Origin of the sequence: Pseudomonas cerasi (assembly GCF_900074915.1) — a bacterium.
In the GTDB taxonomy this organism is placed as follows: Bacteria; Pseudomonadota; Gammaproteobacteria; order Pseudomonadales; family Pseudomonadaceae; genus Aquipseudomonas; species Aquipseudomonas cerasi.
Genome location: NZ_LT222316.1, coordinates 26,161 through 52,594, shown reverse-complemented (window position 1 = coordinate 52,594; position 26,434 = coordinate 26,161). Strand labels below are relative to the sequence as shown.

The following is a 26,434-nucleotide window of genomic DNA, read 5'->3' as shown; positions in this document are numbered from 1 at the left end:
AGGCCGGGCGCTACACCAGGAGAAAAAATATGCGTATGTCCAGCAACTTCCGTAACCCATGCATGATCCGCAGTGACGTCGCACTGAGCAACGATCAGATCGCCCACTATGTGCCTTCCATCTTCGCCGAAGAAGCGCACGACAGTAGGTCGGCACGTTATCTGTATATCCCGACCGTGCAGGTACTTGATGCGCTGCGCGCCGAAGGATTTGAACCATTCATGGCCTGTCAGACACGCGTGCGTGACCAGGGCAAACGTGAGCACACCAAGCACATGCTGCGCCTGCGCCATGCGAGCCAGATCCTGGACCAGGAAGCCAACGAAGTCATCCTGCTCAACAGCCACGATGGCAGCAGCAGCTATCAGATGATTGGAGGAAAATTCCGTTTCGTGTGTGCAAATGGACTGGTACTGGGAGACGTTGCCGCTGACCAGAAAGTGCGACACAGCGGTCGTGGTGATGTGGTGCATGACGTGATCGAAGGCGCCTTCGAAGTGTTGAAGCATTTCGAACAGATCGACCACATCACCGCTGACATGAAGCATCAACAATTAGACCAGGACGAGCAAGAGGCTTTCGCATTGGCTGCCTTGGCGTATCGCTACGATCCGGCAGAAGGACCTGCGCCTGTTACCCCGTCCCAGTTGCTCATGCCACGCCGTCGGGAGGACCGTAGCAGCGACCTTTGGACCACCTTCAATCGAGTCCAGGAAAACACCATCAAAGGCGGTTTGACCGGGCGTAACAAGCAAGGCCGACGCACGACCACGCGAGCGGTCAATGGGATTGATCAGGACGTGAAACTGAACCGGGCCTTGTGGGTACTTGCGCAGGCTATGGGTGAGCACAGAAAAGCCGCTTAATTCAACACAACTGGGCGTTGGCTGTCACCGCCACTGTAAAAATGACCCCCTAACGCCAACCTAGAATTGACCCCCCTGGGTAAAACTGGCGGCTTTGAGCTGCCAATATGTTGACCCAGGAGCAGTCTGTGGAAATTAAAGTGTTGGCCCGTCAGGGCCATGGCATCAAATTCATCGCCCGTGAGCTGGGTATTTCGCGTAACACCGTGCGCAAGTACCTGCGAAAGGCCCGGTCGCTACCCAGTGACAAGGTGAGACCCGCACGTCCGTGCAAAATCGACCCCTTCAAGGACTACCTGCACGAGCGTATTGAGGCGGCGCGCCCACACTGGATTCCGGCGACCGTCCTGCTGCGTGAGATCACGGCATTGGGGTACAGCGGCGGCGTCAGTCGTCTGAAGGCTTATATTCGCCCCTTCAAACGTAAGGCAGAAGAGCCGGTGGTACGTTTCGAGACACTGCCCGGCAAGCAGATACAGGTGGACTTCACCACCATTCGACGAGGCCGTCAGCCGCTTAAGGCGTTCGTGGCGACACTTGGTTTTAGTCGAGCAAGCTTTGTCCGTTTCTCCGAGCGAGAGGACAGCGAAGCCTGGCTGACAGGGCTTCGGGAGGCGTTCGCTTACTTTGGCGGCGTGCCCGAGCAGGCATTGTTTGATAACGCCGGAACCATCATCACCGAGCGAGATGCTTTTGGGGAGGGCCAGCACCGTTGGCATCCCCGATTGGCTGCGCTGGCCGATGAGTTTGGTTTTATTCCCAAGGTCTGCCGCCCTTACCGTGCCCAGACCAAGGGCAAGGTTGAGCGCTTCAACGGGTATCTGAAGGGCAGTTTCATTACCCCGTTGGCCGCTACGCTCAAGAGTGCGGGTCTGACGCTGGATGTGGTGACGGCCAACGCACATATCGGCCAATGGCTCGACGAAGTCGCTCATCAGCGGATTCACGGCACGACGGGTGTTCAACCGGCGGTACGTCTGGCCCAAGAGCAGCAGGTACTATTACCACTGCCAACACAGAGCCTGCGCCCACAACCCGCCCAAGGCCTACGCCTGGGACGGGTCCTGCCGTACGAGAGCTTGCAGCATCCGCTGTCGGTTTATGAGCAACTGCTGGAGGTGAGAGCATGAACCTTCAGCATGCTCGCCTGACAGAACTATGCAAGGGGCTAAAGCTTGAGCGCGTCGGGGTGGACTGGCCGCACCTGGCCCAACAAGCAGCAAGCGGCGAAGACAGCTTTGCCGACTTCCTCGAAAAGCTGCTGGCTGCCGAGACCGATGCCCGAAGTGAACGCTCTCGACAGGCCCTGCTGAAAACTGCCGCGCTGCCCGCTGTGAAAACGCTGGAGCAATACGACTTCGCGTTTGCCACCGGCGTCCCCCGGGCACAGCTCCAGGAGCTGGCAGCACTGAGTTTTGTTGGACGTGCCGAGAACATCGTGTTCCTGGGGCCTAGTGGTGTAGGCAAGAGCCACCTGGCTATCGCCCTGGCCTACCGGGCAGTGATGGCCGGTATCAAAACCCGCTTCGTCACGGCGGCTGACTTGATGCTGCAACTGACCGCTGCGCACCGCCAGGAACGGCTCAAGGAATACTTCAGTCGTGTGGTGATGGCCCCTGGGTTGTTGGTCATCGATGAAATCGGCTACCTGCCGTTTGGTCGTGATGAAGCCAACCTGTTCTTCAATGTTGTCGCCAAGCGCTACGAGCAAGGCAGCCTGATCCTCACGAGTAACTTGCCGTTTACCCAGTGGGCCGGAACCTTTGCGGATGATCAAACACTGACAGCGGCCATGCTGGACAGGCTGTTACATCATGCCCATATCGTGCAGATGACAGGTGAAAGCTATCGACTCAAGGACAAGCGCAAAGCAGGAACCAAATCTTCTCGGGCCGAACCGGCTCGAAAATATGAACCCGAGGGGGGTCAAAACTAAGTTGGCGATTTAGCACGGAAGGGGGTCACTTTTTAGTTGGCGTTGACAGTTGGCGGCGCCCAACTCTGACATCAACGTAAGGATGAAGATAATGAACGGCTACGTAGTCACCTGGACCATCTACACTGAAGCGGTAGGCGCACATAAAGAAGCCGCCCTTGACGTCGCACAGCGTTTCTTCCAGGCACGTATCGCTGACGGCGAACCAGACAGCGCGTGTACATTTTTTGTCACCGGTATGGATGGTCAATCGGAAAAAATCGATCTTGCTGATTATCTTTACACTGATTGAAGACGGCTGCCTTGGAACAAAAAAGCCCCTCGATGTGGGGCTTTTTTTTTGGCTGGCTTTGAGCGCTCAGGCAACCTGAGGCTTCGCCCGAGGTGCCGCACGTTTGCGCTTAGTGGTCAGGTCGGTAATTTCCCGAACACTCACGTTCAGACCAACATCAGCGAGAGCCTGTTTAACCTCCGAGACGGAGTAACCCTTGGCCGAACACAGCTCAACGATTTGTTCTTTGAGCGACTGTAGCACTTCGGCCTGGCTCATTTTGTCCTTGCTCAGGTCTGGCAGATCGGCCAGTTTTTGACGGGCGGCTTCCAGGTCTTGTTGGGTGAATGTTTTCTGCTTGGCCATAGGCTTGGTATCCTGATGTACTGATGGGTTACTCTACATTAAGTTAGTGCTTTGAGCCGTGCTCTCGTTTCTTTGACCGTCTGGCGTATTCAGTTACCAGCAACGCAATACGTGCAGGGCATGTTCTCACACCTATTGTTCTGAGGGCTTCTTGTATGGCCAGCAGTGAGTATCCCTTTTCTTGAGACAACGTGTGAAATCTATCCGCAAGCGCGCTCAGAAATTGACCTTTCGACATTCTGTCCTGACTGAGGTCCGGCAAAGCCGCAAGAGCTCGCCTGGCGACCTCTACCTGATCTAGCGTGATTTTTTTCTTTTTATCCACGTATGCACCCGCATTCTGCTGATATCAATACACCGTGATGGGTCACGGGATTCAGGCTGATCAATGTCAAGCGTGAACATCACTCTACGCATCGTGCGCAGTTTGTCTACCGTCGAGCTGAATCCATGCTTTTCCAGGAAGTGCAAAATATCCGTGAGGGTAAAGTCTTCATCGTGCAGGGCCGCGTACAGTTTTTCGCTGACTGACGCTTCAGGCCCAAAGCGCTGGAACTTGTCCACCTTCAGCGAGGGGAGGCCGTCCAGAAACTCTCGGGCCGCAGCCAGATCATGCTGGGTGTACAGCCTTGTCTTTGCCATGAAAATCAGCCCCTTACGTGTCCTGCGCTTTTCAAAGGTCTGGAGAGCCTGCTCGAATTTCGGGCCCCAACCACCCCCGCAGCGCTCTTGCCCGCTTTAGGGTAATATGGTATTTAAAAGGTGTAAAGACGGTTTAAGATATTGACCGGAAATGTTTTGTACGGACGGCCCGCACGCGGTCCATCCGACAAAACCCGGATCAGGGCTCCGCCCCGACACCCCGACAGCGTTATTCAGTTAGTTAAGGTTGAGTCAGAGCATGTCGAAAAGCACAGCGCGTCAAGCAACGGTGAGGATCGAAATTCGTTGCACTGAAGAGGATGCGGCCTTGATTCGCGAAAAAGCGCTGGCTGCCGAGATATCTGTTTCAGATCTGATGCGTCGTGCTGCGCTGAATCGCAAAATAAAGACACCGACTGACAAGAAGCTTATGGCCGCGCTGCTACAGCTCGGTGGCTTGCAAAAGCACCTGTTCAACCAGATGCAGGACAGCATGACAACTGATCTGAGCAAGCAATTCTCTGACGTGTTGGTCGCCATCCGAAATGCCGTCAATGCCATCGATCTGTCCCAGACTCGCATCAAGTAGCTAATCAGCCATGAACGTCATCATCCCCCCGAAACGCGGCGATAAGGGCTCCAGCTTTAACCGGCTGGTGAGCTATATCAGCGACCGTGGTGACAAGCCCAAAGATGATGATCTAGTCAGCGCTGCGCCTCGCCAGAATGCTTCGCGCACCAAGAAGGCGATGTTTGATCGGCTTGTCGATTATGCGGATCGGAATGATAGTGAAAACCGTGCTGTCGTAATCACTGACGTGTTCCCCGATGGTCGTCAGCGCTTGATCAGTGGAGGCATTTCTTGCGAGACAAACTGCTTCTCCTGGGAGACATCGGCGGCGGAAATGAACATGGTTGCCGCCCAGAGTCGTCGCTGCCAAGACCCGGTCTATCACTTCATCTTGTCGTGGCGCGAAAACGAACTGCCTACTGATGCGCAGATATTCGAATGCGCCGAACACTGCATTCGTCAGCTGGGCATGGAAGGGCATCAGTACGTCACCGCTATTCACCAAGACACAGACAATACGCACTGTCATGTGGCGGTGAACCGAGTCAATCCCATTACCTACAAAGCCGCCGCCCTGTGGAATGATGCTGACATTTTGCAGAAAAGCTGTCGCGTTCTCGAACGCAAATACGGATTCATTCAGGATAATGGGAGCTGGCAGTGGGGCGTCAACGACCAATTGGTCCGCGCACCTTTCCGATATGGCAGCGCTCCGCAAGGGACTGTTCCATTGCAGGTCTATTCCAACACCGAGAGTCTCTATCATTACGCCGTGCGTGAGGTGCGTGAAAAAGTATCTGAGCTTATCGAGTCGCGAGCTATTACCTGGCGTCAAATCCACCTGGCCTTGCATGAACGTGGCTTGGGATTAAGGGAGCAAGGCGATGGATTGGTGATCTATGATTTCCTGCGACCAGAGGGTCCTGTGGTCAAGGCTTCTTCAGTCCATCCGACGCTGACCAAGTTTCGATTGGAAGCCCACATAGGTCCGTTTGAAGGACCTCCCACCTTCGAACATGAAGAATGGAGCTATGGTATTTTTTCCACTTACCAGCCTGCATTTGAACTCCGAGATAAAGACGTGCGTTTCGATCGCCGGCAGGCGAGAGCTGAGGCTCGGCTGGACTTAAAAATGCGCTACAAACGCTATCGTGAGGGATGGGAAAAACCTGATCTTCATGTCAAGGATCGATACCAGCAAGTGGCTGCTCGGTACCAGGCAATGAAGGCGGACGTAAAACGCTCTCAGCACGATCCTTTGCTTCGCAAGTTGCTGTATCGAGTTGCCGAGTTCGACCGGATGAAAGCCATGGCTGAGTTGCGCATCGAGCTTCGTGATGAGCGGCAAGCGCTTGCCGAAAAGGGCTTGCTTCGTCCGCTTGCATACCGTCCCTGGGTCGAGCAGCAAGCTCTCAGAGGAGACGTTGCGGCAGTCAGTCAACTGCGTGGATTTGTGTATCGAGAAAAGCGGAAGGAGCGCACTCCGAACGGTGGGTTTGATCGTCTTATCCAGTGCGGCCAGGCAGATGATTCTGCTGTCTATCACCTGCGCTCTTACACGTCACATTTGCATCGTGACGGCACTGTCGAATATCTGCGCGATGGCAGGGCGGGTGTGATCGACCGTGGCGATTTCGTCCACGTAAAACCGGGGTTCAATGACGACGATGAGTTGGACAACTATCGGCTGGCCGCCAACCTGGTATCCACGAAAAGCGGTGACGCTGTGAAGATCGTTGGTGATAACCAGTTCGTTGATCAGTTGCTTGATGCGGGATGTGGCGTAAACCATCGTGGAGGTCAGTACACGTTCCAGGTAACCGATCCAGACCAGATGGCACGCTACGACGTGATCGAGAGGGATCACCGTCAGTATTACGGCTACGACGAACCGGAGGTGAGAACGCATTCCCCAGCTCGGCATGACCCGGTGGATGACGCCCCCGATGATGGTTACCAGCCTCCAAGGCCGTTCGTTGGTTGAGGCGAAACATTGACCAGGACCGCGATAATCAGCATTTGGATCAGTAGGATCGCGGTGGCTCTTTAGTGGAAGTTGAGTGAGCCTAAGTAGTACCCTGATGCGGCGGCGAAGCTGGTGTGCAAGGCCCCCATATGGAGAAGAAGTCAAAACCCGTCATGCGGGCGATAACGACGTTGGCGAGCGCTACCAAGATTGACGTGGCCAAACCGCACAACGCGATGCCAAAGCTTTCGAGTAAGCCCTTCATTTATCACTGGATTCTGCAAGATCCAATATCACCCTCAGCTTTTCAGGGTTGTCTATGCACAGGGCGACCGTGAAAAGCTTTTCTCTTAAATCGACCAATTCCTGTCGTGAAATTTCATAAGACGAAGGGATGATTTCCGCTGGGCTTACCCCTAGGACGTCAGCCATTTTGGCGATCTGCTCGACGCTTGGGGAAAACTCTCCTCGTTCGTATCGCCCTATTGTCGCGGTTTCACAAGCCATTGCTTCCGCTAGCGCCTCCTGCGTGAGGCTACGATGCTTGCGAAGAGCCTTAATTCTAGTCCCAATGATTTTTTTGAGAGTGTCCACTAATCCCTCACCATTAAATTGGCGATGGTCCATTGTTGCTCCCTCCCAAAAAACGACCATAACTGCTTAAAAACTCAAAACTGTTGTAATTGTGCGGAATTGAATTATGCTCATCGAGAGATTTGCTATTACTTTAAATCGATTACTGGTTTTTTATACACGCTGTACATGCATACAGTTATTATGCTTCGTGCAGTTGAATTGAAGGCAGCGATGGGTCGGCCTTAACGGCTCAGAGGGTTGGCAACTGACCTAGGGTGCGCAGCGTAAAGCCCCAAACAAGTTTTCCGGCGGACAGGGGTCGCGGTCGGAAAGAACAGTGAGAGATAAGCCTCGGCTCGCCGCCAGTAGCGGAGCCGAGGGTTTCCCGATTGGCCTTGTATTGCAGGGCCAATCGGGAAACCAAACAGCCTTACTAGGAGTACCTATGACAGAAACCAAGCAGCAGCCACCCGCCAAGTCATCCAATGTGCACGTTGGTTTCGGGCGGTATGCAGCCCTAACCAAGACCGCCATTGATGCCAGCTACCAAACCGGTCAACAAATCACTACCTCACAGGTTGCGCAGTACCTCGTAGACAACTACTTGGAGGCGGCCTATATGGCCTTGATCAACGAGAGACAAAAATAGCCATGCGGGGGAGATAGTTTATGCAAGCTCGCATAGTTTTAACTGTGGTAGTTGCATCGCTTGCTGGTTGCGTTACAGCACCCAACCTGACCCAGGTTACGGCGGGGCAGTGGGTGGATGAGCAGATCCGGCAGAGCGCTTCTTCGGTCAGCCAAGCGCAGAGCCGGTTGCACCAGACCAGCGCTGTTCCTTCCTTTGCTCCCGTGTCAGCACCGGTCAAACCGACCGCTAAAGCACAGGCTCCCGCAGTCAAAGCTCCCGTCAGGCCTGTGCCTGTTGCCGGGGGTTAGCCATGCGCGGCCTATGGCTGGTTTTGGTGTTGTCGATGCCGTTGCAGGCCTGTGCTTTCTGCTTCCAGGAGGCTGGCCAGCGCTATGGAGTTGATCCGGTGCTACTGCAAGCGATCGGCATCACGGAAAGCAACCTGCAGCCTGGTGCTGTGAACCTTAACCGCGATTCGTCTGGAAACGTGCTCAGCACCGACTACGGCGTCATGCAGATCAGCACGCGCAACGCTAACCGACTGGTCAGGATGGGACTGATCACGCGAGCGGAGGACCTGCTCACCAACGCCTGCTTTAACGTTCAGGCGGGGGCTTGGGTACTGGCTCAACATCTTCGTGTGTGCGGCAATACCTGGCGTTGCCTAGGTTCGTATAACGCAGGCTTTGACCCTTCGCAACGCCAGGAGCAACGGCGCCTGCATTACGCGCAGCAAGTGCGCAATGTCTACGACCGCCTCAAAGCATTGGGCGCTGCACCGGCCCACCTCGCTATCCGTTAATGACTGCGCCCGGTTTGGGGTGTCAGGAGACTATCGATGAAATACTCCCTTTGGGCTGCGCCGGCGGCGGCATTGCTGCTGTCTGGCTGCCAGAGTTTTTGTGAGAAGCCGCCGGCGGCTCCTACGCCTTCTGCGACAGCTGCGCCGGTACTTGATCGGGTTGCGTTACAGCAAGAAACGCTGTGGATGGAAGGTGCGATCAATACCCGGTCAACCCTGCCGACCGATGCTATTCGTGCTCAGAGCGACCTGGTGGCGGTTGACTGGAGCGGTGACGCGATTGAGCTGCTGTCCCATCTGGCCCGCCAGCGCGGTCAGACGTTTGCCTGGACCGGCGTGCGTCTGCCCTTGCCGGTGAACCTCAAGGTCAATGGCATCACCTATGCGAATCTGCTGCGCCTGATCGAGATGCAAACAGCCTGGCGTGCGACCTTGACCCAGCTTCCAGGGCAACTAACCCTGGCCTTTGTGCAGGCAGAGCCTGCCAGGAAGGCGGGAGGGCGTCAGTGAAAAAATCAATTCTGACGCTTGTCCTGTTGCAGGGCCTCCAAGGGTGTGGACATACGCCACCTTCCACACCCTCCGATACGCCGGCTCCACTGGAAAGCTATCTTGCCCCCGCTGACCCGCCGTCAGCAGACGTGACCGAATCGCGGCGACAACTGCTGGAGGAATCGGGACGCAATACAGGGTTTCGCGGCGGTAAGGCTGAGCGCGCGTGGGAATTACGCCAGGCATTGGAGGGGCAGATCGGACGGCTCAACACCTTGTATGACTTTCGGACCCTGATCAGCCGTGAGGGCTGGCTACCGCCAGTCATCGACGAGGCGGTGGACGTGGCCCATATCACGCCACGGCAGATACGCACTGCAAGCCATGTTTACGAAATCATCGTGCCCGAACGGTTCGTCAGTAACCCTCCGTCGTGGCGTACCTGGTTGATGGCGGGCCTGTCATCGTCGGGCCCTGATGAAACCGTGGCAGTCACACCTGAAAACCGTTTGCAGAAGGCGCTTTGGCAAGCGGCGGTCCGCCAGGGCTGGGGTGAAGGGCGGCAAAGTGCCGATCAGACCCTTGAAGCCAATTTCAACCGCCTGACCCGAGATTACCGGGGCATGCTGATGTACTCGCAGTTACTGCGTCAGGGGTTCATCACGGCGCCGGTCGTCACGGATCAACAGCAGACCGTGACGGGGGATCGGCAGAAGCTGACCACCGGCGATCGCGTACGAAGCCTCAAGGAGAACGCTGGCTTTGTTCCCGACAAAACTCAGTGGCATCCGGTGATACGCAAGGTGCAGCCATGACCCAGACGACACAGACAATGGATTTTGCCCCCTACGCTTTTGAAGACGGGCTGAATGCAGACACCTTGCGCGATTTTTTCGTCTGGTGTGCACGGCAGTCAGCCAGCGACATTCACATCCAGGGCGGTAACCACCTGGTGGTCGGGCATCAAGGTCGCTTGCGCCAGGCCAGCCGGTTTGTGCTGGCTGACGATACGTGGTCCAAGCTCCTCGATGATCTATTCAGCCCTGAAATCCGGCCGACGGTACGCGGTGGTCGCCCTGTAGACCGGGCCATACAGCTGGATGGCGACATCAACCAGCGCTACGGCCTGGAGCGTGGCGAGCGATTACGCTTTCGCTGCAACTTTGTGCAGGCCACTGCTGGGCGGCTGGACGCCACCATCGCCCTGACGATGCGGATCATTCCATCTGATATCCCGGATCTAACAAAGATGGGGCTGGAAGAGGACCTGTTCGAAGCGTTGTTGCCGTCCAATGGTCTAGGACTCATTGGTGGAATCACGGGATCGGGTAAAAGTACCCAGGCGGCCGCTATCTACCGCTTTTGCCTGGACACCGATCCTGACCGCAAGGTGACCACGATCGAAGACCCGATCGAATTCATTCTCGCGCGTCCAGGGGATGTATTGGCCTCGACGCAGCTGCAGATAGGTCGAGACGTTGCCAACTATGCCGAAGGCATTCGGGCAGATCTTCGCCGGGCACCGTCGATCATCGGGGTGGGTGAAATGCGGGATCTGGAGACCTTCCAGGCGGCCGTTCTGGCGGGCCAGGTGGGCCATTTCAATCTCAGCACCTTGCACATCCACTCACCTGGAGAGGCGATTCCACGGTGCCTGACCATGGTGCCCTCAGAGATGCGCGAAGCTACGGCCCACGATCTACTGAGCGTTCTGCAATACATCATCGTGCAAAAGCTGCTGCGTACTACCGACGGCAAACGCCAGGCCGTACGCGAATACATCATCTTCGACGATGCGCTGCGCGCCAAGCTGGCCAGCATGCCTTACCCCGAATGGGGTCGGCATATCGACTCCATTATTCGCTTGGAGCAACGACGCTTCGCTGATCAGGCCTGGCGTCTTCATCTGGAAGGGCGCATTGACCGGCGTGAACTGGCGGTGGCGATGACCGCCTCTCAATTGCGAGAACTCGAACAGCGGGCCGTGTCATGAGTGACTTATTGGCTATACCGCTTCGGCGGGGAGGACTTCATATGCCTATCGAAACAATCGAGAAGGAGACCGATCTGCGCACCCTGTTCATCAGGGACTCTAATCAGCCATCGCCATAAGAGGGATACGCCATGTCCTGGGCCGATGCAGCAGCACCCATCGTTGCGCAAGTGATTCGCCAGGTCGGACGCACTGATATGAGAGTGCTGCGCAAGGCACTGGTGTCTGCCTACCCATGGGGTGAGCGTGAAAACGCACCGTACAAGGCTTGGCTGGCCGAGATACGTCGCCAGTTGGGTCATCCACTGAACGCGCCGAAGGCAGATCCGGCGAACAGGCAGATTGACCTGTTCGACCCACGTTAAGAAAACGTCCGCAATCATCCAACCAAAGGTCTTAACCATGAATGTTCGCGCTCTGCTCGTGGCCGCTACGGTCACTGCCTGCCTGACAGGTTGTACTACCCCGGCCCAACTCCAACAGCAGAACGACCAGTTGCTGCTGATCAATACCAATCTATTGCAGATCCAGGCTAACCAGCTTCAAGCCCTGGCGCTGCAGAAAACACAGGTTTCGCTACAGATCGAGAGCAACAACCTGCAGGCCCTGCGCAATGCTCAGGCTCAGCCAAAGGGGCCACGCCATGATTGAGCCTTTGGTGCAGTTCAGTCCCGCCAGTCTGGCAAACAAGGCGCGGTCCAGTTCGACGGTGAGAGCACTGGTGGCCTCGGTGCTGCTGTGCAATCTGACCTTTACTGTTCAGGCGGCTGAAATCCAGGTGGGTTTCTCACCCGAGGGCAGCGCGGAGCAGTTGGTACTCAATGTGATCCAGGGAGCCCGGCAGCAGATACGGCTGATGGCCTACAGCTTCACCTCTCCGAGCGTAGTCAAGGCGTTGGTGCAAGCCAAACGGCGCGGCGTCGATGTACAGGTGGTGGTCGATGCCCATGGCAACGACAACAGGGCCAGTCGCGCTGCGATGAACCTGCTGGCCAACGCGCAAATCCCTGTGCGCACCAACGCTGCGTACAAGATTCAGCACGACAAGGTGATCATCACCGATGGCCAGAACGTCGAGACAGGCTCGTTCAACTACTCGGCCTCGGCTGCCAAGGCCAACAGCGAAAATGCGGTGGTGATGTGGGACGTTCCTGCGGTGGCCAGCGTGTACCTGGAGCATTGGCAATCACGCTGGGTGCAGGGCCAGCCTTATCAGCCGACTTACTGAAGAGGATGTGGTGAAACGACTAGGGAAGGGAACGTCATGTGCCAAAACGCTCAGCAGTGCTGCTCAACCCCAGACGAATGCAAGGCCTTCCGAGACATTGAGGAACAGATCGGCCATTGCACGCCCGATCAGGCCTGGGGCATGTACTTCGTATCGACAGGGAGCGTGCGTGAAAACATCAGACTGGCGGTGATGAAACACATTGCCCAGGGCAACAAGGCATTGCTGGTTGAGTTCCCGGAACTTGCGCCGGCGAAAAAAGGAGATCACGAATCGGGCTAGCGTCCCAACCGCAGCATAGGAGTTATCCATGTCTGACCAGCAACTGCAACCGGGCTATTGGCGCAACGCCTCACGCCTTCTCAATCTCTACGGCATACCAGCCCCCTTGTTCTTGTTGTACCTGGCGTGGTTTCGCTTCCCCTCCATGGTCACGATCTACGTCATCACCGCCATTATTGGCGGCTTTCGGCTGCTCTCGTTCTTTGGGTGGACGTTCAAGGTCCTGGTGATGCGACTGGCTTACCTGATGCGCGGCAAGCGCTTGTCGGGGCGGCCCTGGTGGTATCGGCGTTTTACTGAGGGGGAGTAAGTAATGGCTTTGTCTTATGATGATGCAGAGGCGGTGATCGATGAGTTTTGCAAAACGTACCCGCAAGCCCTTACGATCACCTACAACCTTGCTTTGAACCAGGAAGAGTTATATGGACCACAAAATAGTGTCGCACTCCGGGGAAGAATTGACGGTTCGTATCGAGCGGCATCCAGAAGGGCAGATTTTGCCCTTGCCAACTGTGATTCGAACCAAGAGTTTGAAAGAACTCTTAGGCACGAAATACTCGGACATTATGGGATCAACACCTTCAGCCCTGCCGAGAAAAGAGCAGTCCTAGACGGGATTGTTGCGGGTCGAAATGCACCGAAACTGGTGGAGTTATGGGCCCAGGTTGATCAGCTTTATCCCGCGCTCAATGACTCGCGTAAAGCCGAAGAGGTCTTTGCATTTGCGTGCGAAAATATTGAGCCACAGGCCCGCGCTGACGCTACCTTGGGTGCCCAATCATTCAAGGAAACCTGCATAGATCGCTCTCGACCCATGCAGATCAGTGACCTCATCAACCTCACGACGATGGTGGCCGAAGGGTTGCACGACCGCAGCCGGTCGCAACAGAACTTCCCAGCGTCGGACAATGCCCAGTTCAAGATCGAAACAGCCCCTCGCACATCCGAATACCCGGTCTGGCTGGCCGTGCCGCCTGATGATCGTGATAAGGCTCGACTGTCTGCCGGACGACTCAGTGACGGTCGTGCGGCCATTGCCTGGAACAAAGAGGAAAAGCTGTGGTTTGCGAGACCTGGATGTGACCTTGATCGCATCACCGACTGGTTGCCTGATCCAAGCCGCCGCGCCGGTGGTGGGGACGCCGAATCAGAGTTTCTGGATGTACTGACTCAAGCCGGCCTGGTCGTCAAAGGCATGCCGGTGATGGACGGTAGTCGGCAGCGTGTAGCGACGGTCGATGACAAGCACGGCAAGAAAAGCGGTGTCTATTGCGGCTTTCTGGATCGTCGCCCTGCAGGCTGGTTCATCAACTACCATCGTGCCGATTCGCCCAAGGATGTGACCAACTGGGCGGCGACTGGCGGTGAGTCTGATCCGATCACCCGCCTGCACATTCGGGCCGGGGCCAAGCAAGCCCAGGAAGACGCCGCTCGTGATCGCGCTGTTACCTACGCCAAGCAGACGTTGGCTGCCAAGAGACTTTACGACCGGCTGCCCGCCGCAGACCCTGCGCACCCCTACCTGGTGCGAAAGGGAATACCCCCGACGCCCGACATTCGTCAAACACGAAACGGTGCCCTGGTGGTGCCGTTTTTTAATGCCTCGGGAACGTTCAAGACGTTGCAGTACATCCCACCCGAGGGTGAGAAGTTCCTCTTCAAGGATGCCCCCAAACAAGAGCATTTCCTGGTGGTGGGCGGCTCGCTCGATCCGGTCAACCCCATCCTGTATGCCGAGGGCTATGCCACTGCGCGCAGCCTGAACCTGGCCACCGGCCTGCCGGTGGTGATGACCATTGACGCCGGCAACATGGTGGCGGTGGCCAAGGTGCTGCATCAGCAGTATCCCGACAGTCGGCACCTGTTCATGGCGGATTTCGATCATGCCAAGGACGTGAACAAGGGGTTGATCATGGCCAATGAGGCGGCTATAGCGGTGGGGGGCCAGGTTCTGTATCCAACGTTCAACGACGCCGAAATTGCCCGTGGGTTCACGGACTTCAACGACCTTCACCAATCACGAGGACTGGACGCGGTGCGCGAACAGACCGCTCCCCTGATTCGACCGTATGAAGAGGTAACTACCATGCCGACAGATTCGAACACTCAGCCCCCGGACAATACTGCGCAAAAGGTAGCAACTCCCGCGCAAGAAACGCTGGAACTGGATGCAGCGCCTGCAGCTTCAATACAGGTCCCGGATCAATCCGCACCGCCGCAGACCCGTAGTGCTCAACCGGTTGCATCTGAAGCGTCATCTGTTGAAAGCCAGTCGCCCGAAACTGCCCAGGTCACTGAAGCACCTGTTGGCATTGATGATGCGCAGGTATCCACCCAGCCACCTTTGGCGTTGTCACCTGCTGAGCAACTGGCGTCGGTAGAGGCCGATCCTGACGCTTCCGCGATCGTTGACGAACAGCCCAAAGCGACAATGTCTGTGGCGACAGACCGCAACACGCCCTCTGACGCGCCTGAACTCATCCAGCCGACCTCGGCGGAGGTCGTGCCAGAACAGTCTAACGAAACCGCTCAACCAGATGCGCGCTCTGCTCAACAACAGGCACCGGGAGAGGCCGACCCAGGCTCCTCTGCCAACGTGGATGATCAGAAGAGGGCGGCACCACCTGCGGCGACAGACCATGAAATGTCCTCTGACGCGCCTGTACTCAACCAGCCGACCTCGGCGGAGGTCGTGCCAGAGCAGTCGAACGAAACCGCTCAACCAGCTGCGCGGTCTGCTCAACAACAAGCACCGGGAGAGGCCGCCCCAGGCTCTTCTGCCAACGTGGATGATCAGAAGAGGGCGGCACCACCTGCGGCGACAGACCAAGAAATGTCCTCCGACGCGCCTGTACTCAACCGGCCACCTTTGGCGGCGGCCGAGCCAGAGCAGTCAAACGAGACAACTCAACCAGCTGCGCCTCCTGCTAAACAACAGGCGTCAGTAGAGGCTGATCCTGACACTTCCCCCGTCGCTGAGGATCAACCGATAATCGCACCGGCAGGGCCTGCTCAAAACGAAGACAATGAAAGCCTTTCAGACGTGGAGGTTCCGGTGTCAGGGGCCCTGCCGCGTCGTTTCACCACAGCACGCAAGACCGGCCCGGCGGTCGTACCGGATGCTATCTTCGTAGGGGCTCCGATAGGTGCCGACGAGCCACAACTGCAAGCCAGCAACATCGATAAAGACGCTCTGTTGGCCCGCATCAGCCGTGAGGTTCAAGGTGACAATTCGGTGCTCTACAAGCTCGATGCCGAGCCTGCTTTCGTTGACCGTGGGTCGCGCCTGGAGATGGTCCAAGGCGCAGGTCAGGAAGATGAGAAGGTAATAGCTGCGTTGCTCACGGCAGCACAGTTCTACCGGGGGCGCATCGAACTGACCGGCAGTGACGAATTCAAGGCAAAAGCCATCGAGCTGATTGCTCAGCACCAGATCAATGTGGAGATGAAGAACCCTGCGCAGCAAATGTTGCTGGACGATGCTCGTAACGCGTTGAAGCAGCCACCTGTAACGCGTGATGCCATTCATGGTGATACGCCACCGCCGTATGGTGGTCCACAGCCGGCACAGGCGAAGCCCTCGGCACCGCAACCTCAACAAGCCGCGCCGGCACCGGTGCATTCGTCTGCGCCCGCGCCGGCGAGTACTGCTTATCAGCCGCTGGAGGTTGAGGGTCTGCAGCGGCCACTGGTTCAACCTGCACCACCGGCACAGCCTGACGCACCGGTCATCAATCCGCCCTCGGCAGCTCCAGCATCGGATCAGCCTGCAACATCAGCGAATCAGCAGGTGTCGCCCGCCATCCATCAGCCTTTCCAGGCGGCCAAGGATGGCGTGACAGGCAAGATCCTCAAATGTGGCCAGAAGCCGTTTCGTTTTGAGCCAGACAAGCCCGAGAGCACCTTCATCACACTGCGTACCAAGAACGGTGTTCAGACTTTTTGGGGCAAGGAACTGGCGGGGCTGCTGCGCCAAACCCGTGTGCAGCCAGGCAAGATGGTGACGTTGCAGTGGCTGGGCAATTTTCCGGTTACCGTCAAGGTGCCCCGCAAAAACGAGCAGGGCGTCACCGTGGGTTACGACGATAAAGACGTCCATCGCAACCAATGGGCCCTTAAGGTAGAGGGTAACCCCGCAGTACGTTCTGGCCAGGATGAGGGCGTCAAACTCGGCGCCTATGACGCCGGGCGTTTCGCCGTGGTGCAACAAGCCTGGCTTGCGCAACTGGGCGTGGAGGCTCCCTTGCCCACGCCACCCACGGATGGCCTGTATTGGTTGACCCCAAACGGTGAAGGCAGCGCAAAAACGGGTGACGAGCTGTCGGCCCCTCGGCCGCCGATCGACCCCAACAACACAGCGGGACAACCCGTCATCAGCAGTTGGTCACAGGATGGCCATCTGGACATGTACCTGGTGCGCGGCGATGGTCCCTATCTGCAAGGTGTGGTGCGTCAGGGGGACCAGATTCAGCATGTATTGGTGAGTCTGCCAGGCCGTGACGATGGGCCGTCGATGGTGTTTAACGCCATTACCCCCGAGGGACTGCTGCCGATCGGCACGGGCAATGGCATCAACCGCTCTGGTGGCGAGCCGGTTTCGAGAGAGCACATTGCCTTCAAGCTCGAAGGCGACAGCGCTGTGCGCATTGGCAAGCTTGACGCGCCTGGCGAGGTGCCCCCGACCTTGCACGCCCTATTGGGCTTCGATCAGCGCTGGAAAGAGGAAAACACCCTCCCAAAGTCAGCTCCCACAGTGGCACCGTCAGTACAGCCGAGCGATCCACGCCCGGTGTAAAACGCAAACAGCAAAGGAACTCATCATGAAGAAAAGCATGTGCGGTGCACTGCTGATGGTCGTGTGCTGCCTGCCCGCTGTGGGAAGCGCAGCGGTGTGCCGCTCAGGACAAGCGGCCAGTGTGGGCAGTCAGACTGCGTATGAGCGAGCCAGGAGGGCGTCGGACGTGTGGGCAGAACGCGAGCGCGCCGTCTCAGACGAACTCCAGGATTGCTTGTCGCGCATTCGCACCACCAGCACCAGCCTTCCCTCGTTCCCAAGCCTGGAAGACCTGATGAACCAGGTGGCCGATCAGGTATGCCAGGCGGCGGTGGACAAGATCAACAGCCACATCCCCAGCGGCTCGGACCCTTGGCAGTCGGTAGGAGGTTCATTGTGACTGACTCATCAGAGAAGTTGCCCGTGGAAGAGTCTTTGGAAAAACCCCACCTCCCCACGGCGGAAGATCAGCACACGTTCGAGCATGCCATGCAGTTGCAGCGTGACCGTGCGTTAGGTGCGGCTTTCGCCCATCGCTGTCTGACCGCAGTGCTCTGGATGGCACCTGCACTGGTGCTATCGGTCAGCGTGAATGGCTACCTGGGCTGGCAGGTCGCCCATCCTCCGGTGAAGTACTTCGCGGCCGAGGGTGGTCGCGTGACCAAGATCATCCCTACGGACAAACCAGGGCATAGCAGACGTGATGTGTCGGCTTTTGGGGCCGACACCATTCGCCAGAGCTTCACCCTGGACTTTGTGCATTACCGCGATCAGATGACCCAACTGGGCGAGCGCTACTCGGAAGTGGGCTTTGAGGACTATTACAAAGCCTTGGTGGCCTCGAACGTGCTCAAAGCGGTCAAGGACCAGCGCATGAACCTCTGGGTGGATGTTGGTCCAGGGGTGATTCACGGTAGCGGGAAGATCGGGGACAAGTTTGCCTGGGAGTACCAGTACCCCGTGACTTTGAAGCTGGATGGTCAGCAATCCGGCAGTCCGCCTCAGCGCTTCATTTTTACGCTGCGCATTCAGCAGACGGACGTTCGCGTGAAAAACGCCGGGCTTGAAGTCACCCAGGTCATCACCACCAACGCTAACTAAGGCCATTTCGCGAGTTATTGACGCCGCTGGCCAGGAAAATCCCATGAAAACTTCAATTGCGCTGGCCCTATGGCTAGCGGCAGGCGGCTACGCCTGGGCGGATGAAACTGTCAGCCCAGAGGCCGCTCCGGCTAAATCTGCGGTTCCCCCCTCTGCCCCCGTGACGCCTGCTGCGGGGGCTGCACCTTCGGGCTGGGCTACGGGCGTGGGTGTAAACCCAGCAGCACAGAAAGCCGGATCGCCGGCACAAGGTAATGGTCATGTGAATGCAGCACCCGCTCAGCAACCGTCTGGAAATGATCCGCTCCCTCCGCCGCCATCCGAGCTTTTTCAAAAGGCTCAGGACAGCGTTTCTCCGCTGACTCCCCAAGAGATTCGGCAACTGCGCGGGCAGGTTGGAGAGGTTGACAAGGCCATGGCCGCACCGCAGGTCGCCATTGTGCCGAGAATCAGCGCACAAACGGTGAATCTGTCGCCGGGGGCCAGTTTGCCGCTGGTGCGTACGGCGGTGAACTACCCCACTTCCTTGACCTTTATCGACAGTACCGGCGCGCCGTGGAAACTGGGCGCCGCGCCCATCAGTGGCAACCCCGATATCACGCCGTATTACGTGCCCAATAGCCCGGTCATGGTCTTGTACGCCGCAAAGCCGTTTGCCAGCGGGAACGTCACGGTTTACCTGGAAGGTTTGGCCGTGCCGATCATGCTCAACGTCAGCAGCGGAGAGTCGGATACCAAGGCCCAGACGTGGACAGTGGACAGTCGCCTGGACTTGCGTGTGCCCAGGCGTGGGCCAGGGGCTCAGCCAGGCGCCGCTCCCGAGGTCCGTATCGGCTTGCACGATCGGGTGCTGCAGGGTTTTCTCGATGGCGTTCCACCCAAGGAAGCCAAACAGCTCAAAACCACCGGCAACGTACCGGACACCACGGTGTGGCAAATGGGCGACGACCTGTACATCCGCACGCGGGCTGATATCCGGGACGAGTTCGAATCCACGTTGTCGTCGGCAGACGGTACGCATCTCTGGAAATTACCCGTGACGCCCTATGTGTCGTTCTCGGTCATGGGCCACACAGCGGCCCTCAACGTCGCCTTGGAGTAAGCATCATGGCAAACGAAAACGATGCCAAACGCGACATGAAACTCACCGCAGCGCTGGTTGGAGGCGCATTGGTGGTCGTTTTTGGCGGTGCCTATTACCTTTGGGACTGGCTGGCCAGGCCTGAGCCGGCGCAATCGAAGGTAGACCTGGGTCGAGTGGCACAAGCTTCGCGCAGCCACAGCACGGAAAGCCCTGCCTATCGCGATCTGCTCAAGCAATACAACGAGGAAGGGGCCAGCACGGCTAAAAACGAAAACAGCAGCTTCATTGCCAGTATGCCCATGGAGCAGACGAGCGTGATGCTGCCTGTGACGAAGGCCAAGCCTGCCCCTCAGTCAGAGCCTACCGCCCGGCGTAGCCGTACTCGTCAGGACGAGAACTCAAAAGACTCCGAAAAGAAGGAAGACCCGCGTCTGAAGGCATTGCTCGCACGGATCAATCCTGAAAAAAAAGCCGAAGAGCGGCGGTCCGGACTGGTCTTCGCCCATGTTTTAGGGGGAACTAACGCTTTGAATGGCTCAGGCGATACGACCACGGGTTCTGCTGGAGGCTATGACAGCTGGAGTGAAACCCTGCCGGGAGGTGCCAAGCTGAAAACCGCTTCCATGAAAAGCACCGCAGAACCCTATTCACCTGTCGAAGTGGTGCCGCCCTACTGGCGCGGGGCTGGCGTGATCGATATCGGTGTGGACTCGGACAACAGCACCACGCCGGTGCTGGGCAAGCTGTCCGGGCCGTATGCCGGGGCTGTGCTCAAGGCACCCGAGGGCGCCAGGTTGGCCGGTGATGGTGTGGTGATCCACTTCACTGAAATGGCCTTCAAGGGCGTCAATTACAAAGTCGATGCCTATGCGCTTCAGGACGACACCCTGTTGGCCAACGTGGCTTCTGAAGTGAACCATCGCTACATGTCACGCATTGTGTTGCCAGCGGTACTGGGCGGCATTGGCAATATCAGCGACATGTACTCACAAGCCAATACTCAGGTCCTCAGCAATGGCTTTTCCACCCAGACCGCTCGACCAGGCATGCCGGATGGAACGGCGGTCGCCGGTACCATTCTGGGCGGTGCCGCCGGCCAGGCGGCCAAAGTGCTGACGGATGATGCCGCTCGCACCCCGGCCACCCAGGTCAATGTGTTCAAGGGGCAGGTGGTCGCGATTCAGTTCATGCGAGGCGTATACGCAGGTGATGCCGTTGCCCCAGGGCGAAGCGGTGAAACGGTGCAACCTGCGGCTCCCGCTCAGGCCGTCATGTCGGCACAACCGCAGTCCCCAGCTCAACCGCTGACGCCTGATCAATGGCGTGCGCAGACCCAGACGCGAATCCAGGCGCAGCGCAAGCTGCAGGAGAGTCAACAATGAGCGAGTTCAGTCCAGCAGAGCCCAAGGCATCGACTATTGAAATGCCGGCTCCCACCCAGGCTCCCAGTCGTAGCGTGTGGCAACGCCCGATCGTCATGGGGCTTTCACTGCCCTGGCTGATCGGCATTGCCCTGTTATTGGCACTGGTTGGCTGGTACTTGTTTGCCCGCGAAGAAAACCCGTCAGTCAATCGCCTGGCCTTTGAAAATGACTTAGAACAGCAGCCTTTGCCCGCTGAACAGTCGAGTACCCACCCTGTTGCAGCCGCTGCCGAGTCTGATTTGGGCCAGTTCAAGAACGAGGTCGCGGCCATGATCGGCGGGGTGCGTACCTACGCAGAGGTGAATCGCACCGCGATCCAGCGCTTGTCCGAAACGATCAAGACTCAGGGTGTTGCACAACAGGCGCTGCAACAGCAATTGGCCGAGGCACAAGCGCAAAACAGCGTCTTGTCAGCACGTGTGTCCTTCCTTGAAGGACGACCTGGTGCGACGACCACGACACAGCAGGCCAGCAAGCCAGTCGCTAAAACACGTTCGCCGTTGAATGGCATGCGCGTGCAAGCCATTCAGAACGGCATGGCCTGGGTGTACTGGCAGGACAAGACCTGGGCCGTCAGTCCCGGCGAGAAACTGGGCCAGGTGACCGTCACCGGCATCAATCCCCAGGCCCGTGAAGTGCTGACCAGCGCGGGCACAATCAAATGAGGTAAATCATGGACGGCAGTACTGACGCGATTCAAATGTTGGTCAATCTGTCCCACAACCTGCTGACTTCCTTCGTCAACTTTGCCTTCACGCTGGGCAGCTTGTTTGCGGTCACCGGCGCTGTCACCTACCTCGCGACTCACGCCAGTGCCGCGCGCAAAGCGCCTGGCCATGCGGAAGGTGGCGGCAAGGTCATCGCCGTGTTGTTGCTCTGTGGTGGCCTGGCCGGCCTCGATCAAATGATCGGTGCTGCCGCTCGCCAGTTTGGTTGGCAGGGCGCGACCTTCGATGCCATCAGCTACGTGGACGTGGGCACCTTTGGTGTCGCAGCCGATGCGGCCAATGCCGTGTTAAGTCTGGTGCGCATGCTGGGCGTCTGGTTCGCGCTGCAAGGCATGTTGTCCTGGAAACGCTCGTTCAAGGACGGGCATACGGGCCTATCGGCCAGTCAGGACGTTTCAAGCGGTACCCTCAAGTTTGTCCTGGGCGTTTTCTGCGTATGCAATCCGTACCTGCTTAGCGCCCTGCAAAAAACCCTCGGCCTGCTGTAAGCAGATCGGGATGTCAAAGCGCCTCGGCGCACCTTCGATAGTTACACCCTACTGATTAATCCCTAGGAGTTGGTTATGTCCAAAGACGTAATGCTGTGCGCTGCTGTTCGCCTTTCTGTTTTCAAAGACGGTCTGCGTCAACGCGCATTGAAGTGCCTGACGGCAGCTATGGCTGCCAACCCTGTGCTGGCTTTTGCCGGTGCTGCCGGTGCCGACATTGCCGGGATGGGTGATTCGGCAGCGGTAGGCGCCACGTCGCTTAAGAAATCTGCACTGACCATTGCTCAGTTTGTCGGTGTGATCTTCGTGATCGGTGGGCTGGTCGCGGCCAAGAACAAGAAAGACAACCCGCAGATCAAAATCGGCGCGATCGTCGCGTCCATCCTGTTCGGGGTATGCCTGGTGGTTGTGCCTGAAATCATCAAGCGCTCACAAGCGCAGGTCGGCCTGGCACCCGTGGATGTGGGCTAAGCCAACCTTCCTGCGGTGACTTCGGTCATCGCAGGGCCTCCCCTCTGAAACCCAATTCTGAAGCTTGCAGAAGGCGAAGCTATGGATGTTGATCTATCGCATATCCCCCTGATGCTCGATGTCAGCGGTGATCCTGAAACGCCGGTACCGGCGGCTATGCCGGGCGAGCAGTGCGCTTGCTGCGGACTGTGGACTCAAAAGCTGTGGCAGGGGGCCCGATCAGGGTTTACCGCCTCCCATGCGGTTTGCACCCTGTGCTACCTGGCCGGGCACCTGGACAGCCCAACGGCGGCTCATGGACTGCTGGCCTATCTGCCGGGTATGAGCATGACCGATGTGCATCACCTGCAGCGTCGTGCGCTGATTGCCATTCTCGGCGGTACCCGCACGCAGCGTGCCCAAGGCAAAAGGGTTCTGCTCTGGCTGGCTCGACATGGCCGTGAGGTGGAACAAGCCTGGGGCACGACACGTGCCGGCGAATTCGCCATGGCCTTTCAGCGTCTTCCTCCTCACAAGCGCTCGACCCTTCGAAACCGCCTGGAAGGCTGTGCCCTGATCCTGCCGGCGGACATGTTCGAGGATCTGTCGCTATTACTGCCCACCGGCAAAACGGTCGCGGGGGCACTTTCCTCCCGCAGCTGGGACACCTATAAACGGAGTGACTTTTATGCCGAGCTTGATCCGTTGGGTTGAAGACCTGATCACAGAAACCTCCCGGTTTGCCGTATCACGCGATCTGCCCGACTATTGCGACTTGAACACGGTACTGCGTCTGACGGACGACGATCGCACTCGCCACCCAGCCCTCAATGCCCCGTATGTACTGGTCAACGACGATGGCGATTACTGCTCGGTGTATGCCGTTGCCGGCAGTTTTTGTGACACCGACGAAGCGGCACCCCTGGAGGCCCCTTATTCCTGGGCCGGCCGCTTGGAGCGCATGATGCATGCGCTGACAGCCCACTATCGCCGACATGGACACAAAATCAGCCTGGTGTTCGACGATGACCCTGATCGAGGCCGCGAGGACGTCGAACGCCTGCTGGCCCCTCAGTACGCTTCTGTCAAACGGACCGGCATCGACTTGACGCCGATCCTGGACGAAAACGTTGAAAAGCTGGCCCCCTGGGTTTCGCGCGAACGCTGCTACCTTGTGTGTTACACCGGGCGCAAGGCGCTCTCGGCGCATGAACTGATCGATGAAAATCGCCGTATCAAGCAGTTGATCGGGCAAAGCCCGGATGCACGGTATGGACAAAATCCGGTCCTGGCTGAAATGGCCGGCCTGAAAATTCGCCACGACGCCTTCATGAGCGCAGTGGAAGCTGCCTTTGGAGATGACGGCCAGGGTGTGCTGCTGGAACTGCTCGATGCCCATGCAGTGGGCCAGGCGCTGCGCGCTCAAGTGGACCGGCTCGGTACCAGTGAGCATTGGTACCCGCTGCTCCCTGATGATCCGATCACCCCGCACGGTGTACGTAACGGCGACGATCACACACCGTTTCTGGCCCCGCAGCTGAAATTTCAGCTGATGAACCAGGACATGGAAACCAACGGCAACAAGCTCTGCGTCAATGGGATGTGGCATGGCACCTTGTCTGTCGTCCTGGGACCGCAGACGCCGCAGACCTTTGCCAAGCTCAAATCGCTGGTCCCTCGCGGCGTGCCTTGGCGCGTACGCATGGACCTGATGCCTGGGGGCATGAAGTCGCTAGGCATGAAAAAAGGCACGTTGGACTTCATGGCGTTTGTGCCGCCGCTTCGGCCCATCTGGAACTCCATCGAAACGCTGACAAAGGTTGAGCAACAAGAGCCGGTATGCGTCATGACGATCATGGCCTCCACCTGGGGGGACAGCCAGGCCGCAGTGACGCGCCATCTGACGCTGCTGACCCAGGCCTTTCAGGCCTGGGGGGTGTGCGAGGTGACGCAAACCTTCGGCAACCCGGTACGCGCATGGGCCTCGACGCTGGTGGCTTCCAGCAAAGGCAGTGGCCCGAACCTGTTGTATCCGCCGCTTTCAGAGGCGCTGAACCTGTTGCCGCTGACCCGCCCGGCCTCGGCTTGGGAGGAAGACGGCAACGCCTTGTTCGCTACGCTCGATGGCAAGCTCTATCCGGTCGGTCTGGCCACCCCCAAGCAGAACAAGCTCACCAGTGTGGTCACCGGCTCTTCCGGCCAGGGCAAGTCGGTGCTGCTGAACAAGCTGGGCAATGTCATGGTGTCCAGCGCCCAGCAGCGATTACCGTTCATGGCGGGGGTGGACAAAGGTTTCTCGATGCAAGGTCAAGTCGCCTTGCTGCGCGACAGTCTGCCGCCGGAGCGCAAGGACGAGGTCGTGGGCATTGTGCTGCAGAACAGCCCCAAGCATTGCCGGAACCTGTTCGATATCCAGCTGGGCGCGCGGTTTCCGATCGCCCCCGAGCGTAACTGGATCATCAGCATGCTCACGGCCATGTGCATTGATCCCTCTACCGGCAACCCGCCAAACGAACGCGATACCCGGCAGATACTGGACCGCGTCATCAGCATGGCCTATACCGCCAATGCCGAAAAAAGCCCCAGAGCCTGGGCGCGCGGGGTCGTCCCCGGAGTGGACACTGCCTTGAATAAAAGCGGGTTGATCGAGCGCTATCCGGCCCAGTGGTGGGATAGCAGTACCTGGTATGAGGTGCGCGATCTGTTGTTTGAAGCAGGCTTTGTTAAGGAAGCGCAGCTGGCCCAGTTCGAAGCGGTGCCGGAACTGGCCGACATGACCACCTTCTTGAACCATGAAGACGTAGAAAGCGCCTATGGTCGGGTGCAACGTGATGGCAGTCAGGAGCTGTTGCTGGAGTACTTGCACCGCTGCATGACTGACGCCTGTAGAGAATTCAAGATGCTGGCCGGGCGGACGCAGTTCTTGATCAGTCCACGCACGCGAGTGATCGCGATCGATCTGAACAATGTCATGGGTGATAACACCACCAATGCTGGCCACCTGAAAACCGGAATCATGTTCCTGTTTGCGGGCCAGGTGGCGGGGGGCGATTTTGTGTTGCCGCAATACCGGGATGAGCTGTTGGAGGCGGTGCCCACGCTTTACCACCCCATGCATCTCGACCGCCTGGAACAGCTGGATCAGGAGGTCAAAACCAAGGTCTACGACGAGCTGCACAATGCCAAACAGGTGCCCTTCATCTTTCCCATGCTGGAAACCCAGGACCGTGAGCAACGCAAATTCGGCATACGCACGGTGTTGTCCTCGCAGTACGTGAGCGACTTTCCCGACGCCATTCTGAATTCGGCCAACTCGCTGTACATGATGGAGGTGGACCCCAAGGACGAGAAGCTTCTGACCGACACCATCAAAGTGCCCAAGGTCACTCTGCAGCGCTTTCAGCGTTTGGGCTCAGGTCCAGCAGCGGATGGCAGCGGCGTACCGTTTTTGGGCGTGTTCCGAATCAAGGGTGGCGGCACCCTGGCGCGCATTCTGAAAAACGCCATGGGGCCCCTGGAGCTATGGGCGTTGGGTTCTTCACCGACTGACAGTGCCCTGCGCAGGTTGCTATATGACGCCGTCGGCGGTGCCACGGCTCGCGCCATCCTGGCCAAAGCCTTTCCCCAGGGCACGGCAGAAAAACTCATCGCGCTGCGCCAGAAGCAAGCGGGTGAAGCTGATTCCAACAACGTGATTCGCACGCTGGCCAACGAGTTGATCAAACAACGCGGCTACAACCTCTAGCCAATAAACGGAGAGCAC

General features: G+C 57.9%; 29 protein-coding genes. 26 read left to right on the top strand and 3 right to left on the bottom strand.

What is annotated here, in order from left to right; genetic code table 11:
- Positions 1-29: 29 nt before the first annotated feature.
- The 4 genes from PCPL58_RS01975 (at position 30) to PCPL58_RS01960 (ending at position 3,094) form a co-directional block, all read left to right on the top strand.
- On the top strand, positions 30-866 hold the full coding sequence (locus PCPL58_RS01975; RefSeq protein WP_065348695.1) for a DUF932 domain-containing protein: 837 nt from the start codon (positions 30-32) through the stop codon (positions 864-866).
- Positions 867-973: 107 nt separating this feature from the next.
- Positions 974-1,996 (top strand): IS21-like element ISPsy4 family transposase, encoded by a 1,023-nt coding sequence (gene istA / locus PCPL58_RS01970; protein WP_002551322.1) that lies wholly within the window; start codon positions 974-976, stop codon positions 1,994-1,996.
- On the top strand, positions 1,993-2,802 hold the full coding sequence (gene istB, locus PCPL58_RS01965; protein ID WP_005741073.1) for an IS21-like element ISPsy4 family helper ATPase IstB: 810 nt from the start codon (positions 1,993-1,995) through the stop codon (positions 2,800-2,802). The genes istA and istB overlap by 4 nt, the downstream gene beginning before the upstream one ends.
- A gap of 91 nt (positions 2,803-2,893) precedes the next feature.
- Positions 2,894-3,094, top strand: a complete 201-nt coding sequence (locus tag PCPL58_RS01960; protein WP_065348694.1) for a hypothetical protein — start codon at positions 2,894-2,896, stop codon at positions 3,092-3,094.
- A 66-nt stretch (positions 3,095-3,160) separates the two neighbouring features.
- On the opposite strand, the gene PCPL58_RS01955 is transcribed toward PCPL58_RS01960, so the two are convergent.
- Together PCPL58_RS01955 and PCPL58_RS01950 are read right to left on the bottom strand one after the other, a co-directional pair.
- Positions 3,161-3,439 (bottom strand): mobilization protein, encoded by a 279-nt coding sequence (locus PCPL58_RS01955; RefSeq protein ID WP_004661031.1) that lies wholly within the window; start codon positions 3,437-3,439, stop codon positions 3,161-3,163.
- A 297-nt stretch (positions 3,440-3,736) separates the two neighbouring features.
- Complete coding sequence (locus PCPL58_RS01950) at positions 3,737-4,081, bottom strand: hypothetical protein (RefSeq protein ID WP_005622131.1); 345 nt, start codon at positions 4,079-4,081, stop codon at positions 3,737-3,739.
- Positions 4,082-4,340: 259 nt separating this feature from the next.
- Here PCPL58_RS01950 and mobA point away from each other — a divergent pair, with 259 nt between their 5' ends.
- Positions 4,341-4,670, top strand: a complete 330-nt coding sequence (gene mobA / locus PCPL58_RS01945) for a plasmid mobilization protein MobA (protein ID WP_003344297.1) — start codon at positions 4,341-4,343, stop codon at positions 4,668-4,670.
- Positions 4,671-4,680: 10 nt separating this feature from the next.
- Positions 4,681-6,636, top strand: coding sequence for a TraI/MobA(P) family conjugative relaxase (traI, locus tag PCPL58_RS01940; protein WP_065348693.1), 1,956 nt, complete (start codon positions 4,681-4,683; stop codon positions 6,634-6,636).
- A 243-nt stretch (positions 6,637-6,879) separates the two neighbouring features.
- Here the strand turns inward: traI and PCPL58_RS01935 are convergent, their stop codons facing one another.
- Positions 6,880-7,245 (bottom strand): helix-turn-helix domain-containing protein, encoded by a 366-nt coding sequence (locus PCPL58_RS01935; protein WP_019740136.1) that lies wholly within the window; start codon positions 7,243-7,245, stop codon positions 6,880-6,882.
- Between the two features lie 394 nt (positions 7,246-7,639).
- Between PCPL58_RS01935 and PCPL58_RS01930 the strand changes: the two genes are divergently transcribed.
- From PCPL58_RS01930 to PCPL58_RS01835, 20 genes are all read left to right on the top strand, one after another.
- The gene (locus PCPL58_RS01930) at positions 7,640-7,843 is read left to right on the top strand and encodes a hypothetical protein (RefSeq protein WP_053486275.1); all 204 of its coding nucleotides are present in this window, start codon (positions 7,640-7,642) and stop codon (positions 7,841-7,843) included.
- 292 nt (positions 7,844-8,135) lie between these two features.
- Complete coding sequence (locus PCPL58_RS01925; protein ID WP_065348692.1) at positions 8,136-8,627, top strand: lytic transglycosylase domain-containing protein; 492 nt, start codon at positions 8,136-8,138, stop codon at positions 8,625-8,627.
- Positions 8,628-8,663: 36 nt separating this feature from the next.
- The gene (locus PCPL58_RS01920) at positions 8,664-9,137 is read left to right on the top strand and encodes a DotD/TraH family lipoprotein (protein ID WP_065348691.1); all 474 of its coding nucleotides are present in this window, start codon (positions 8,664-8,666) and stop codon (positions 9,135-9,137) included.
- Positions 9,134-9,934 (top strand): type IV secretion system DotC family protein, encoded by an 801-nt coding sequence (locus PCPL58_RS01915; RefSeq protein ID WP_007247253.1) that lies wholly within the window; start codon positions 9,134-9,136, stop codon positions 9,932-9,934. Before PCPL58_RS01920 ends, PCPL58_RS01915 begins: the two co-directional genes overlap by 4 nt.
- The gene (traJ, locus tag PCPL58_RS01910; RefSeq protein ID WP_065348690.1) at positions 9,931-11,112 is read left to right on the top strand and encodes a plasmid transfer ATPase TraJ; all 1,182 of its coding nucleotides are present in this window, start codon (positions 9,931-9,933) and stop codon (positions 11,110-11,112) included. The genes PCPL58_RS01915 and traJ overlap by 4 nt, the downstream gene beginning before the upstream one ends.
- A gap of 131 nt (positions 11,113-11,243) precedes the next feature.
- Positions 11,244-11,477, top strand: a complete 234-nt coding sequence (locus tag PCPL58_RS01905) for a hypothetical protein (RefSeq protein WP_010209171.1) — start codon at positions 11,244-11,246, stop codon at positions 11,475-11,477.
- Between the two features lie 37 nt (positions 11,478-11,514).
- Positions 11,515-11,763, top strand: coding sequence for a hypothetical protein (locus tag PCPL58_RS01900; protein WP_053486299.1), 249 nt, complete (start codon positions 11,515-11,517; stop codon positions 11,761-11,763).
- A 79-nt stretch (positions 11,764-11,842) separates the two neighbouring features.
- On the top strand, positions 11,843-12,340 hold the full coding sequence (locus tag PCPL58_RS01895; RefSeq protein WP_054998780.1) for a phospholipase D family nuclease: 498 nt from the start codon (positions 11,843-11,845) through the stop codon (positions 12,338-12,340).
- Between the two features lie 36 nt (positions 12,341-12,376).
- Positions 12,377-12,622, top strand: coding sequence for a hypothetical protein (locus PCPL58_RS01890; RefSeq protein ID WP_004666892.1), 246 nt, complete (start codon positions 12,377-12,379; stop codon positions 12,620-12,622).
- Between the two features lie 28 nt (positions 12,623-12,650).
- Positions 12,651-12,932 (top strand): IcmT/TraK family protein, encoded by a 282-nt coding sequence (icmT, locus tag PCPL58_RS01885; RefSeq protein WP_010208375.1) that lies wholly within the window; start codon positions 12,651-12,653, stop codon positions 12,930-12,932.
- Between the two features lie 504 nt (positions 12,933-13,436).
- Positions 13,437-17,417, top strand: coding sequence for an LPD7 domain-containing protein (locus PCPL58_RS01880; RefSeq protein WP_414860600.1), 3,981 nt, complete (start codon positions 13,437-13,439; stop codon positions 17,415-17,417).
- A gap of 25 nt (positions 17,418-17,442) precedes the next feature.
- Positions 17,443-17,796: a hypothetical protein gene (locus tag PCPL58_RS01875; protein WP_010214729.1), complete on the top strand. Its 354-nt coding sequence runs from the start codon at positions 17,443-17,445 to the stop codon at positions 17,794-17,796.
- Entirely contained in the window at positions 17,793-18,497 is a 705-nt protein-coding gene (locus PCPL58_RS01870) for a DotI/IcmL family type IV secretion protein (protein WP_065348546.1), read from the top strand. The genes PCPL58_RS01875 and PCPL58_RS01870 overlap by 4 nt, the downstream gene beginning before the upstream one ends.
- Positions 18,498-18,540: 43 nt before the next feature.
- Positions 18,541-19,599: a DotH/IcmK family type IV secretion protein gene (locus PCPL58_RS28770; RefSeq protein ID WP_083188289.1), complete on the top strand. Its 1,059-nt coding sequence runs from the start codon at positions 18,541-18,543 to the stop codon at positions 19,597-19,599.
- A 5-nt stretch (positions 19,600-19,604) separates the two neighbouring features.
- Positions 19,605-20,963, top strand: a complete 1,359-nt coding sequence (gene traO / locus PCPL58_RS01860; RefSeq protein ID WP_065348689.1) for a conjugal transfer protein TraO — start codon at positions 19,605-19,607, stop codon at positions 20,961-20,963.
- Positions 20,960-21,670, top strand: coding sequence for a conjugal transfer protein TraP (traP, locus tag PCPL58_RS01855; RefSeq protein WP_065348688.1), 711 nt, complete (start codon positions 20,960-20,962; stop codon positions 21,668-21,670). Before traO ends, traP begins: the two co-directional genes overlap by 4 nt.
- A gap of 8 nt (positions 21,671-21,678) precedes the next feature.
- Positions 21,679-22,221 (top strand): conjugal transfer protein TraQ, encoded by a 543-nt coding sequence (gene traQ / locus PCPL58_RS01850; protein ID WP_065348687.1) that lies wholly within the window; start codon positions 21,679-21,681, stop codon positions 22,219-22,221.
- Positions 22,222-22,296: 75 nt separating this feature from the next.
- Complete coding sequence (locus PCPL58_RS01845; RefSeq protein ID WP_005740383.1) at positions 22,297-22,692, top strand: DUF6750 family protein; 396 nt, start codon at positions 22,297-22,299, stop codon at positions 22,690-22,692.
- Between the two features lie 81 nt (positions 22,693-22,773).
- Entirely contained in the window at positions 22,774-23,385 is a 612-nt protein-coding gene (locus tag PCPL58_RS01840) for a hypothetical protein (protein WP_060404095.1), read from the top strand.
- The gene (locus tag PCPL58_RS01835; protein ID WP_065348686.1) at positions 23,360-26,416 is read left to right on the top strand and encodes a conjugal transfer protein; all 3,057 of its coding nucleotides are present in this window, start codon (positions 23,360-23,362) and stop codon (positions 26,414-26,416) included. Before PCPL58_RS01840 ends, PCPL58_RS01835 begins: the two co-directional genes overlap by 26 nt.
- The last annotated feature ends 18 nt before the right edge of the window (positions 26,417-26,434 follow it).

What these genes read in the sequence shown, in the direction of transcription:
- PCPL58_RS01975 (WP_065348695.1), top strand. Translation starts at nt 30, where the DNA reads ATGCGTATGTCCAGCAACTTCCGTAACCCATGCATGATCCGCAGTGAC.
- istA (WP_002551322.1), top strand. Translation starts at nt 974, where the DNA reads ATGTTGACCCAGGAGCAGTCTGTGGAAATTAAAGTGTTGGCCCGTCAG.
- istB (WP_005741073.1), top strand. Translation starts at nt 1,993, where the DNA reads ATGAACCTTCAGCATGCTCGCCTGACAGAACTATGCAAGGGGCTAAAG.
- PCPL58_RS01960 (WP_065348694.1), top strand. Translation starts at nt 2,894, where the DNA reads ATGAACGGCTACGTAGTCACCTGGACCATCTACACTGAAGCGGTAGGC.
- PCPL58_RS01955 (WP_004661031.1), bottom strand. Translation starts at nt 3,439, where the DNA reads ATGGCCAAGCAGAAAACATTCACCCAACAAGACCTGGAAGCCGCCCGT.
- PCPL58_RS01950 (WP_005622131.1), bottom strand. Translation starts at nt 4,081, where the DNA reads ATGGCAAAGACAAGGCTGTACACCCAGCATGATCTGGCTGCGGCCCGA.
- mobA (WP_003344297.1), top strand. Translation starts at nt 4,341, where the DNA reads ATGTCGAAAAGCACAGCGCGTCAAGCAACGGTGAGGATCGAAATTCGT.
- traI (WP_065348693.1), top strand. Translation starts at nt 4,681, where the DNA reads ATGAACGTCATCATCCCCCCGAAACGCGGCGATAAGGGCTCCAGCTTT.
- PCPL58_RS01935 (WP_019740136.1), bottom strand. Translation starts at nt 7,245, where the DNA reads ATGGACCATCGCCAATTTAATGGTGAGGGATTAGTGGACACTCTCAAA.
- PCPL58_RS01930 (WP_053486275.1), top strand. Translation starts at nt 7,640, where the DNA reads ATGACAGAAACCAAGCAGCAGCCACCCGCCAAGTCATCCAATGTGCAC.
- PCPL58_RS01925 (WP_065348692.1), top strand. Translation starts at nt 8,136, where the DNA reads ATGCGCGGCCTATGGCTGGTTTTGGTGTTGTCGATGCCGTTGCAGGCC.
- PCPL58_RS01920 (WP_065348691.1), top strand. Translation starts at nt 8,664, where the DNA reads ATGAAATACTCCCTTTGGGCTGCGCCGGCGGCGGCATTGCTGCTGTCT.
- traJ (WP_065348690.1), top strand. Translation starts at nt 9,931, where the DNA reads ATGACCCAGACGACACAGACAATGGATTTTGCCCCCTACGCTTTTGAA.
- PCPL58_RS01905 (WP_010209171.1), top strand. Translation starts at nt 11,244, where the DNA reads ATGTCCTGGGCCGATGCAGCAGCACCCATCGTTGCGCAAGTGATTCGC.
- PCPL58_RS01900 (WP_053486299.1), top strand. Translation starts at nt 11,515, where the DNA reads ATGAATGTTCGCGCTCTGCTCGTGGCCGCTACGGTCACTGCCTGCCTG.
- PCPL58_RS01890 (WP_004666892.1), top strand. Translation starts at nt 12,377, where the DNA reads ATGTGCCAAAACGCTCAGCAGTGCTGCTCAACCCCAGACGAATGCAAG.
- icmT (WP_010208375.1), top strand. Translation starts at nt 12,651, where the DNA reads ATGTCTGACCAGCAACTGCAACCGGGCTATTGGCGCAACGCCTCACGC.
- PCPL58_RS01880 (WP_414860600.1), top strand. Translation starts at nt 13,437, where the DNA reads ATGCAGATCAGTGACCTCATCAACCTCACGACGATGGTGGCCGAAGGG.
- PCPL58_RS01875 (WP_010214729.1), top strand. Translation starts at nt 17,443, where the DNA reads ATGAAGAAAAGCATGTGCGGTGCACTGCTGATGGTCGTGTGCTGCCTG.
- PCPL58_RS28770 (WP_083188289.1), top strand. Translation starts at nt 18,541, where the DNA reads ATGAAAACTTCAATTGCGCTGGCCCTATGGCTAGCGGCAGGCGGCTAC.
- traO (WP_065348689.1), top strand. Translation starts at nt 19,605, where the DNA reads ATGGCAAACGAAAACGATGCCAAACGCGACATGAAACTCACCGCAGCG.
- traP (WP_065348688.1), top strand. Translation starts at nt 20,960, where the DNA reads ATGAGCGAGTTCAGTCCAGCAGAGCCCAAGGCATCGACTATTGAAATG.
- traQ (WP_065348687.1), top strand. Translation starts at nt 21,679, where the DNA reads ATGGACGGCAGTACTGACGCGATTCAAATGTTGGTCAATCTGTCCCAC.
- PCPL58_RS01845 (WP_005740383.1), top strand. Translation starts at nt 22,297, where the DNA reads ATGTCCAAAGACGTAATGCTGTGCGCTGCTGTTCGCCTTTCTGTTTTC.
- PCPL58_RS01840 (WP_060404095.1), top strand. Translation starts at nt 22,774, where the DNA reads ATGGATGTTGATCTATCGCATATCCCCCTGATGCTCGATGTCAGCGGT.
- PCPL58_RS01835 (WP_065348686.1), top strand. Translation starts at nt 23,360, where the DNA reads ATGCCGAGCTTGATCCGTTGGGTTGAAGACCTGATCACAGAAACCTCC.